Source organism: Campylobacter coli LMG 9860 (genome assembly GCF_000254135.1).
Classification (GTDB): domain Bacteria; phylum Campylobacterota; class Campylobacteria; order Campylobacterales; family Campylobacteraceae; genus Campylobacter_D; species Campylobacter_D coli.
Map to the genome: position 1 here is coordinate 1 of NZ_AINS01000040.1, position 9,977 is coordinate 9,977.

Consider the following 9,977-nt stretch of genomic DNA (forward strand, 5'->3'; position numbering starts at 1 on the left):
TGATAAAAAAAATGGTGGACAAAGTAGTGCTAGAAATGTAGGTATAGAATACTTTAGCGGAGAATACAAACTTAAAAACAAAACCCAAACCATCAAAGAAAATTCTTTAATAGAATTTAACCTAGAAGATAATAATCCTTACGAAATATATACTGTATATAAAAGTTATAAAGCTTTTAACAACGAAAAAGATCTAACAAAATTTACTTATCCTAATATAGATTATATTATCTTTTTAGATCCCGATGATTATTGGCGTTTGGATGCGGTAGAGCAGTGTGTGATTAGATGCCAAGATGTCGATTTGATTTGGTTTGATTATAAGATGTTTTACGATAATATTGATAAAAATCATTATGAAAATGTTGAAAATTTAACAAAAACACAAATGCAAATTTATGAATATTTTGCTCCTGAAATTATAAATGTTCAGCAGTGGCTAGAAAGAATGATTAAAATTCAGTCTACTTTGCCATTTTGGTGTGTGTGCGCTGCTTGTTATTCTTTTTCTTATTTAAAAAGAATTCAGCTTAAATTTTTAGATGGTTTTATCCATGAAGATGTTCATTTTGGCATTCTATCTTTTATACAAGCTGAAAACATTTACATATTTCCATCACAATTATATTATTATAGAATTCGTTCATCTTCAACTGCTGCTTACGATAAGAAAATAACCAAAGACAATATTACTCCTTATATTGAAAATTTGTGCTATGATTTCAATGGTGATATTAAAAAAGCTAAGCATTATCATGCAAAAAGTAGTAATTTTTTTAATGCATTTTATATTCGAGAATTTATCAAAAATAAGCTAGATGATAAAAAGGGACAAATGCTTGAAGAGGCAATTTTTATGTATCTATATTTTTGGCATTTTGATTTGAGAGATTTTGAAAAAGATCCTAGGGATACTTTAAAATTTTTATCTAATCATAAACCATTATATCAAGAAAATCAAGATAGATATCCAGAATATGATTTTATATGCAAATATGGTTTTGCTAGAGATAGAATTCAAAAACAACTTACTTACAGATTAGGGAAATTAGTTTTGGAAAAATCCCAGAATTTTTTTGGTCTAATATTTTTACCTTATTTTATTTTTAAATTAATTTTGAAATTTAAAAATGAAAAAAAAGAATATCAAAAATTAATCAAAAAAAACCCAGAATTATCTTTGCCAAAATTAGAATCATATCCTGATTTTGATGATATTTGGAAAGTTAGAGAGCACTTGTCATTTAAAATAGGACATTTGATTCTGAAAGCAAATAAAAATTGGCATAAGGGATCATATATATATTTGCCTTATTATATTTATAAATGCTATAAACAGCATCAAAATAGCAAAAAAAATATATCAACTTCTATCCATAGTCAAGGAATTTTATTAAAGAGACAATTTATATGGAAAGATGAAAATCTGGTGAATATTGCTTTAAATAAACGAGTATTTCAAAGTAGTATCGACGAATTAGATTATAGACATAATCCGAATATGATAGTCAGCCAGGATTATTCTGGAGTTAAATCGTATAAAACTTGTTTTACTAATTGGCCTTGGTTTGTTGTTGATTTGTGTAAAGTTTGTGTATTGGAAAAAATAAGAATTATCAATGTTAAAAATCATTTTAAGAGAAAATACTTAAGAGGGATGGATATTTCTTTTTCGATAGATGGTATTCATTGGACTGCAATATCGAGGGAAAAATTTTATTGGAAATATAATGATTATTATTGTGAATTAGTTCTGTCTGAGTGCTTGAGCGCAAGATATGTTAAAATTTCAATAGAAAGAGGTGCTTTAGAATTGTCAAAGATTGAAATTTTTTCAAGGAATAAAAATGGATATATTATCTCTTCAAAACCCGATGGTTTAGGTATGAGATTAGCTAGTATTTTGGTTGGGATGTATTTGGCAAAAAAATGTAATTTTAATTTTGGATTTACATGGTCCAATTCTATAGATTTGGCCTTTATGGGTATAACCGATTCGCAAAATACTAAAGAGATTAATTATCTTGGTAATGCAATGGATGAGGTAGATGCTGTTTTTAATTTAGATTTTATTAAAGAGTATTTGATTGATAGTGCTTGTGTTAATGAAAATCATGGAATGGAAATTCGTAAGAAAAATTCTACCTTTGAACAGATTCAAAATAAGACTAATTTTGAGACAGAATGGGGTTGGTATTCTACCGATATTCTTCCTAGTAATTGGTTGAATGAGTGTGTTGAAAAAGAATGTTTGAAAGAAATTTCTAGAATTTATAGCACGATAGGTTTTTCAGATGGATTTGAAAAAATAATTCAAGATTCTAGAGTAGTAAAAATTAATAAGTTTGTTGCATTACATATTAGAGGTGGAGATATAATTTTTTCGAAGATTAGGAAAGCTCCTGGTTGGAATGTAGTACAAGAGAGATATTTTCCATATGAAATTGCTTTGGATATTGTAACCAAAGAATTGGCAAGTGGCTACAGCATTATTGTTTTTGGACAGGATTTGAATGCTAATAAGGCCCTCGTGGAGTATTTTCAAAAAACTGCTTTTGAGAAGATATTTCTTGTAGATGAATTTATAGATAAGACTTATAATGAAATGGAAAGAAGTTTCTTTGAAATTAATTTAATGTCTCGAGCTGAAAAAATTTACTCTGCAAAGGAATCTGTATTTTCCAAAGTTGCTATGATGATAGCAGGAAAAAATAATTTAATTTCCTATCATGATATTTATACTCAGGTGGAACAAGCAGATATTATACAAGCAAATTTATCAAAAATCACATTGCATAATTTCCAAGATGCTAGGGCTTATTTTAGACTTTTTGAATTATTTAGAGATAGAGATATTGAAAAATCAATGTCATTTTTAAATAAAGCCTTAGAGTTGGACTATGACAATGATGCTTATCGCATCTATATATTAGATTGTCTATTTAGACTCAAAGATTATCACACTGTGAATATGATGTTGGAAAAAATTATTACTGAGCGTTGCGAAGAATTTTTTACAACATTATTGCAGTATTCTATGGGAAGTTTTACATTAGAGTATGAATATTATAGAAATTTTGAACAAAAAGAATATCCAAATATTTTATATGTCGCATTTAGAATTTTTATGTTTTTTGGAGATATTAAAAAAGCCGATTATGTTCGTTTTCATTTATTGGAGGATAAATTATCTATTTTTAAAAAAAAAAGTCGCTCAAATGAAAAAAATATAGGAGCTGTAGCTAGGGTAAAGTGTCATTTAAGTTATTCTTTAGGGGTTGAGTTTATACGCAATAAGAATAAAATTTATAAAATTCCTATTTGCATATATAAGGTAATTGGTAAATATCGAAAAGAGAGAATGGTTTGGAAAAATTATAATTATCCTAGTCTTGAGACTTACAGTGATTATCAAGATGCTTTAAGGATTAAAAACCAACTTTCGTATAAGATAGGAGATCTTTTGATTCAAAGTTATAAAAAATGGTACAAAGGTGCTTTTTTAATATTGCCTTGGGAATTCTATCTTTTGGTAAAAAAATACAAAAAAGGAAAATAATGGCTATAGAATTTGATGTACAAGAATCAAAAATTTTAAGAGGAGTGCATATTATAACTCCAAATAAATTTAAAGATTTAAGAGGTGAGATTTGGACGGCTTTTACAAGTGAGACTATAGATAAGCTTTTGCCAAATGGGTTAAAATTTATACATGATAAATTTATACACTCTAAACACAATGTTATTCGTGGTATTCATGGTGATGTAAAAACTTACAAATTGGCTACTTGTGTTTATGGAGAAGTGCATCAGGTGGTTGTTGATTGTAGAAAAGATTCACCTACTTATTTAAAACATGAAAAATTTATTATAAATCAAGACAACCAGCAAATTATCCTAGTGCCAGCAGGTTTTGGAAATGCTCATTATGTAAGTAGTGAAAGTGCTGTATATTATTACAAATGTGCTTATTTAGGAGAGTATGTGGATGCTGATGATCAATTTACTTATGCTTGGAATGATGAGAGAATTGGTATAAATTGGCCAACAAATTCGCCTATTCTTTCAGATCGAGATGTTTTGGCAGTAAATAAGGGTTAAAATATGGAAAAAAATTCTAGAATTTATATAGCAGGTCATAGGGGTTCGGCAGGAAGTGCCATAATGGAAAAATTACAAAATTTAGGTTTTGATAATTTAATTTATGCGACTCGAGAAGAGTTGGATTTACTTGATTTTGATGCTGTTAAAAATTTTTTCGATGATAATCAGCCAGAATATGTTTTTTTTGCGGCAGCTAAAATGAGTGCTTTAGGAGTTAGGGCTCCAGCTGATATTTTATATGAAAATTTAACAATACAGAATAATATTTTTCATAACTCATATCTTTCAAATGTTAAAAAATTAATTTTTTTTGGTAGTTCTTGGATGTATCCACAATATACCCAAAATCCCATAAAAGAAGATAGTTTGCTTACTAGCGAATTAGAATATAATGCTGAGCCATATGCTTTGGCAAAAATTGCTGGAGTTAGAATGTGTGAATTTTATAATTTGCAATATAATACTAATTTTATTTCGGTTGCTTTAACTAATTTGTATGGAAAAACAGCTGATTTTAATTTAAAGACAGCTAGAGTGCTACCAGCAATGCTTAGAAAATTTCATTTGGCAAAACTACTTAATGAAAAGAAATACGGCGATATTTTATTGGATCTCAACTTACAAGATGAAAGCAAAGCGATAAGCTATCTTAAGACAAACGGAATTTATGAGGAATATATAGAACTTTGGGGGGCCGGCAAAACTAGAAGAGAGTTTATACATTCAGATGATTTAGTGGATGCTTGTATGTATATAATGAAACATGTTAATTTCAGTGATTTGTCTAAAAATAATATAAAAAATACACATATTAATATAGGCACTGGAAGCGATTTGTCTATTGCAGAGCTAGCTCTTTTGATAAAAGAAATTACGCAATATAAAGGTGAAATAAAATTTGATATAAGCAAGCCAGATAGTCCTATGAATAGATTGCTTGATTGCTCTAAAATTCATTCTTTAGGATGGAAACATAAAATAGAACTTGAGGAAGGTATTAAAATGATGTATGAAGATTATCTTCAAAACAATAAAAGAGGTACGGGAGTAAAATGAAAAAAACAACATTAATTACTGGTTTTACGGGCCAAGTTGGCTCGCAAATGGCAGACTTTTTACTAGAAAATACAAACTATGATGTTATAGGTATGATGCGTTGGCAAGAGAGCATGGATAATATCTATCATTTAAGCGATAGAATAAACAAAAAAGATAGAATCAGCATTTTTTATGCAGATCTGAATGATTACTCAAGTATTCAAAAGCTTTTTGAAAGTAAAAGACCCGATGTGATCTTTCATCTAGCCGCACAGTCTTACCCAAAAACTTCTTTTGATATACCTATAGAAACTCTACAGACAAACATCATAGGCACAGCAAATATTTTAGAAAATATTAGATTATTAAAAGCTAAAGATGGCTATGATCCTGTGGTACATATTTGCTCTTCTAGCGAAGTTTACGGTAGAGCAAAAGTGGGTATCAAGCTGAATGAAGATACGACTTTTCATGGTGCAAGTCCTTATAGTATAAGCAAAATTGGTACGGATTATCTAGGAAGATTTTATGGTGAAGCTTATGGTATAAAAACATATGTTACCAGAATGGGAACTCATAGTGGTCCAAGACGCTCCGATGTATTTTTTGAAAGCACAGTTGCAAAGCAGATTGCCTTGATCGAAGCAGGGTATCAAGAGCCTGTTGTAAAAGTAGGAAATTTATCTAGCGTAAGAACTTTTCAAGATTGTCGTGATGCTATAAGAGCTTATTATCTACTTTCATTAGAAAGTGAAAAAGGCAATGTTCCTTGTGGAGAAGCTTTTAACATAGCTGGCGAAGAAGCCTTTAAGCTTCCTGAAGTTATTGATATACTTTTAGGTTTTTCTACAAGAAAAGATATCAAAGTGGAAGAAGATGAAGAAAGATTACGACCTATTGATGCAGACTATCAAATGTTTGATAATACCAAAATCAAAAGTTATATCAATTGGAAGCCAGAAATTCCAGCCAGAAAAATGTTTGAAGATTTGCTAAATCATTGGAGAAAAGAAATCTCCATGGGCAGAATCCCGCTTAATAGGTAGTAAATTATGATAATCCGTTCTCAAACTCCGTTACGCCTAGGATTAGCTGGTGGGGGTACTGATATAAATTTATATTGTGATCAATATACAGGTTATGTTTTAAATGCGACAGTATCTCTTTATGTGCATTGTACTTTGACAGAAAGAAATGATCAAAAAATCATTTTTGACTCTTCTGATACTGGCATAAAAGTACAGTATCAAAGTAAAGAGTTTTTAGAAAATGATGGTAAATTAGATCTTTACAAAGCGATTTATAATCGCTTGATAAAAGACTATATTAAAAGACCTTTAAGTTTTTCTTTGCATACTTATTCAGATGTACCAAGTGGTAGCGGGCTAGGGGGTAGTTCTACTTTGGTAGTAGGTATCATCAAAGCATTTGCAGAATGGCTCAATCTTCCTTTAGGTGAGTATGAAATCGCTCGTTTGGCTTATGAGATAGAAAGAGAAGATATGGGTATAGTAGGAGGTGCACAAGATCAATACGCTGCGACTTTTGGTGGATTTAATTTTATGGAATTTTATGATCAAAAAAGAGTTATAGTCAATCCTTTACGCATTAAAAACTGGATAGCAAGTGAGCTTGAAGCTAGAGTTTTACTTTATTTTACGAATATCACTAGAGAAGCAAAAGATATAGAAGAGCATAAAAAAGGAAAACTAGGAGATGAAAATTCGCTTAATGCTATGCATGCGATAAAACAAGATGCATTAGACATGAAAGAGGCGCTATTTAGAGCTGATTTTGAAAAAATAGCACAAATTTTAGGTAAATCTTGGCAATCAAAAAAGATTATTTCTGAAATCATTAGCAATGATGAGCTTGAAAGGATTTATCATTTAGCTATGGAAAATGGTGCTTATAGTGGCAAGACAAGCGGAGCAGGTGCTGGAGGATTTATGTTTTTTATGGTAGATCCTGTGAAAAAATATAAGCTTAAAAAAATTTTAAATGAACAGCAAGGCTATGTACAGGAATTTTATTTTACGAAAGAGGGGGCAAAATCATGGAAAATTTAAACCTATATATAAAATCTCATTTTAGTGATTCGATTGATGTTAAAGATAAAATATTAAATGATGATAATATAATCAATTTGATCAAAGAAGCATCTTTAAAAGTTATCAGTGCTTACAAAAATGGCCATAAAACCTTACTAGCAGGCAATGGAGGAAGCGCAGCTGATGCACAGCACATAGCAGGGGAGTTTGTAAGTAGATTTTACTTTGATAGACCAGGTATTGCAAGTATAGCTTTAACAACAGATACGAGCGTATTGACAGCTATTGGCAATGATTATGGCTATGAAAATTTATTTGCTAGACAAGTGCAAGCTCAAGGTGTGAGCGGGGATGTTTTTATTGGAATTTCTACAAGTGGAAATAGTAAAAACATCTTAAAAGCTTTAGAGGTTTGCAAGAAAAAAGGGATTTTAAGCATAGGTTTAACTGGAGCTAGTGGGGGAGCCATGAATGAATTTTGTGATTATTGCATCAAAGTGCCATCATCTTGCACACCAAGAATTCAAGAAGCACATATTTTGATAGGACATATTATCTGCGCTATAGTAGAAGAAGAGATTTTTGGCAAGGGGTTTGATTGCAAGCTATAGTTTTAGCCGGAGGCCTTGGTACTAGGCTTAGAAGTGTAGTGCAAGATCTTCCAAAACCTATGGCACCGATCAATGGAAAACCCTTTTTAGCTTTTGTTTTAGAGTATTTGAAAAAGCAAGGAATTACCGAGATTATTCTAAGTGTTTCGTATAAATATGAACTGATTCAAGAGTATTTCAAAGATGAATTTCATGGCATGAAAATACACTATAACATCGAAAAAGAGCTTTTGGGTACAGGTGGAGCTATAAAAGATGCTTTAAAATTTGTAAAAAATGAAGTCTATGTTTTAAATGGAGATACTTTTTTTGATATTGATCTAAAAAAGCCTGTTTTAAACAGTAGTAAAATTTGCATAGCTTTAAAACAAATGCAAAATTTTGATAGATATGGTACGGTCAATGTTGATGAGCAAGGTATCGTGACATCTTTTGAAGAAAAGGTGTTTAAAAAGCAAGGTTTAATCAATGGTGGCGTATACTTGCTAAAAAAAGATATTTTTAATAATTTTAGTTTAGAGAGGAAATTTTCTTTTGAAGAATTTTTGCAAGAAAATTATAAAACATTAAAAATACAAACTCAAATTTTTGATGATTATTTTATAGATATTGGAGTACCGAAAGATTATAAGGAATTTATAAATGACAAAGGTAGAAAAATTATTATCTAGTTTAAAAAATTTTGAATTTTATTTAAATAATAAAACAATTTATGATTATAAAACATACAAAGGAGAAATCGCTGATATTAGGGAAGCTTATATTAATAATAATATCCAATATTTTGTAAATTTTTGGAATTTGAAAAATCAAGAAAAATATTTTGAATTGAAACATCCCATTTTGAATTATATTACAACTAGAGCTATTTTTTCTATTCAGTTAAATTCAGCTAATTTTATTTTTATGATCGATAAGGAGAATAAATATCCTTGGATTATAGGACAGTGTCAAAGTTTAGTTGATAGTATAATAGTTGAGAATAAGCTATATATAATATCTAGTGTAATGCAAACTGATTTACTAAATCAAATAGATAAATTGTCTCAAATTTCTCCTAGTGTATTTTCATTTAAAGATATAGAATTTGGCTATATACTATCTCAAAATAGACCTTTTCATCATTTTTATGATCAATTGAGATATTTTTATAGCATAGATAAACCTAAAAAGATTTTCAATAATAGTTCTTTTTTTATTCCAAATCATGCAGAGAAAACTTCAGAAGGTTTAGTGTATGTTTTTCCAACAGGAATTTGTGTAAATCAGATTGGTTCTAGATCTGCTTATGCAAAAATAAGTTCGACTATAGCCGATATTTTGGATGATTACCTAGAGAAGCAGATGTTAAAAAACTCTTTGGATAGTAAAAGTTATATAAATAATAAAAAATATGAGTTAAATTTATGGTTTTCAATATGTTCTGAAAAAAGAGTTTGGCTTCAGCAAACAAGTGGTTATGTTAATATAATAAAAGAACTATTAAAATATTATTCTAATATTAGAGTCTTTTTTGATGGTATTACTGCAAAAGAAGGTGAAGTTATTGATTATAAACAGGATTATCGAATATATGATAAAATTAAAATTTCTTTGAAAGATGTTTCAAAAAATAAATATGAGTTTGTGCCATTAATAGGAGTTGATTATAAAACAAAAATTTATTATGCAAATGAAATTGATTTTTTTATTGCAAGTGGAGGGACTGCTCCTATAGTTCCATCTAGAATATGTAGAAAGCCAGGTATTATTATTGGTAATTCAAATACATATAATTTGGGGATGAAGAATGAAAATACTATTGTCATTGAATTAGATAGAATTCAAGATGTTGTCGCAATGAGATATTCAGCGTTTCAAAATTTTCATATATCTTGGGAGTATATTTTTTCTCTTATGTGTCAATACTTTAAACTCGAATTTAATGATAGTATTCCTAACAATAATGAGGTGGTCTTGCAATGGATATTTGATTCTATAAAAGATTTGAGTAAATACAAACAGTCATGGCAGTCATTTTTATTAGAATTAATTGAGATTTTTGAGCAGGCAAATTTAATTGATATCGCAGATATTTTATTAGAGAAAGTTGTTGTATTTTTAGATGAAAATACCAAAATTAAATATATAAATAAGAAGAAAATATATCAAGAATACTGCTCAAAAAAACAGT

At 29.3% G+C, this 9,977-nt stretch carries 8 protein-coding genes; all 8 read left to right on the top strand.

The features are described from left to right. Positions 1-3,559 (top strand): tetratricopeptide repeat protein (locus CCO88_RS10440; RefSeq protein ID WP_002839738.1); only part of this gene is annotated, 3,559 nt, incomplete at its 5' end. Next, the gene (locus CCO88_RS06160; RefSeq protein ID WP_002839740.1) at positions 3,559-4,101 is read left to right on the top strand and encodes a dTDP-4-dehydrorhamnose 3,5-epimerase family protein; all 543 of its coding nucleotides are present in this window, start codon (positions 3,559-3,561) and stop codon (positions 4,099-4,101) included. The genes CCO88_RS10440 and CCO88_RS06160, both read left to right, overlap by 1 nt. A 3-nt stretch (positions 4,102-4,104) precedes the next feature. Then, a complete protein-coding gene (locus tag CCO88_RS06165; RefSeq protein ID WP_002839742.1) occupies positions 4,105-5,160 on the top strand; it encodes a GDP-L-fucose synthase family protein in 1,056 nt (351 codons plus the stop codon). Further along, a complete protein-coding gene (locus CCO88_RS06170) occupies positions 5,157-6,188 on the top strand; it encodes a GDP-mannose 4,6-dehydratase (protein ID WP_002839744.1) in 1,032 nt (343 codons plus the stop codon). Before CCO88_RS06165 ends, CCO88_RS06170 begins: the two co-directional genes overlap by 4 nt. A 3-nt stretch (positions 6,189-6,191) precedes the next feature. Beyond that, positions 6,192-7,211 (top strand): D-glycero-D-manno-heptose 7-phosphate kinase, encoded by a 1,020-nt coding sequence (gene hddA, locus CCO88_RS06175; RefSeq protein WP_025443280.1) that lies wholly within the window; start codon positions 6,192-6,194, stop codon positions 7,209-7,211. Beyond that, the gene (gmhA2, locus tag CCO88_RS06180; RefSeq protein ID WP_002839748.1) at positions 7,199-7,804 is read left to right on the top strand and encodes a D-sedoheptulose 7-phosphate isomerase; all 606 of its coding nucleotides are present in this window, start codon (positions 7,199-7,201) and stop codon (positions 7,802-7,804) included. Before hddA ends, gmhA2 begins: the two co-directional genes overlap by 13 nt. After that, a complete protein-coding gene (hddC, locus tag CCO88_RS06185) occupies positions 7,792-8,475 on the top strand; it encodes a D-glycero-D-manno-heptose 1-phosphate guanosyltransferase (RefSeq protein ID WP_002839750.1) in 684 nt (227 codons plus the stop codon). Before gmhA2 ends, hddC begins: the two co-directional genes overlap by 13 nt. Next, positions 8,447-9,977: hypothetical protein (locus tag CCO88_RS06190; protein ID WP_002839752.1), on the top strand; the 1,531-nt coding region annotated here is incomplete at its 3' end. The genes hddC and CCO88_RS06190, both read left to right, overlap by 29 nt.